Source organism: Vibrio sp. Vb1755 (assembly GCF_033338635.1).
In the GTDB taxonomy this organism is placed as follows: Bacteria; Pseudomonadota; Gammaproteobacteria; order Enterobacterales; family Vibrionaceae; genus Vibrio; species Vibrio alginolyticus.
The window spans coordinates 1-1,167 of record NZ_JAWOTA010000269.1 but is presented as its reverse complement, the minus strand read 5'-3'; the positions used below and the strand labels follow the sequence as shown (position 1 = coordinate 1,167).

The following is a 1,167-nucleotide window of genomic DNA, read 5'->3' as shown; positions in this document are numbered from 1 at the left end:
TTGATGTTTGCTTGCGTAATATTCGCTTCATAGATTGGCTGGTTATTACCATCGTACCCAACGAACGTTAAATCGACCGAGTTGCCATCATTATCAAATATCTCAACGCCATCAGGAATGTTGGAAAGCAGTACCGTTACCGTTTCAGAGTGGTCGTTCGGGTTGTCTTTGAACTCTCCAGAAAGAATGCTGAACGAAATATCAACTTGGCCATTTTCATCCACAAATGTTTGAACGCCACGTACGTTGCCATCATCAAACTCTTGCCAAATGCCTGATTTATCATTGAGTTCAACGATTGGAATATCCGCTACGCCTTTCACATCAACAATGACGGTTTTGTTCCCGAGTGAAAGTACATCTTGCGCAGAACCTGTTGAAAGCGATGCGCTGTCTTTTACGATGCCTTCTACGTTGAAGGTGAAATCGTCGTTACTGTGCAGTGGTGGCAGCACTTCTACATTCGTCAGCTGTGACTCAGGAATTTCGTAATACAGCACATTGCCGTTGCCATCCGTCACTTCAACAATCTGTGAAGGATTCGCGCCATCGAGCCAGACAAGCGTCACGCCGTCGATAGAGAAATTCGAGATGCGAACAAACAGCTCTTCTGAACCATCCATATCCGCGGATGGTTTCATTGAAATCACTTCGCTTAATTGAAGTGGGTCGTGGTCAGTAACCGGATCGACCGTATCTTGAGTGCGAGCGTTATCCTCGAAAATATTGATGCGATTAACGGTAAAGCTGCCAGCATCAGCGACTGGAGAGACATCAATGACGATGGTTTCCGTTTCTGAGCGAGCCGTTTCTTTACCTGTCAGTGGATTCACGCTCTCCGTGGTGATCGCAGTGACATCAATTTTTATTTCACCCGAAAAGTTATCAATTGGATCGACTTGAACATCGCCAATTCGACTTGCATCAACAAGGTATACCCCACCCGTTTGCGCGATGGCACTGCCATCTGAGTAAACTAGCGTTGCGTTGCCCTCACCTTGGGTAAAGACAAGTTCGTACACGATGCTTTCTGGGTTACTGCTGTCTTGTGTTTGCGCGCTGATGTTCAGAGAAACGTTGTTACCATCTTCATCAACCGTGTAGTTAAAGGTACTGTTTGCCGTCCAAGTCGCGATGTCTGCAACGCTTTCCACTTGAATGTTGAGC

The 1,167-nt window shown here is 46.2% G+C and carries 1 pseudogene; it reads right to left on the bottom strand.

From position 1 onward, the window contains the following. Positions 1-1,167: pseudogene (locus R7E00_RS24430) on the bottom strand (tandem-95 repeat protein); the annotation flags it as partial.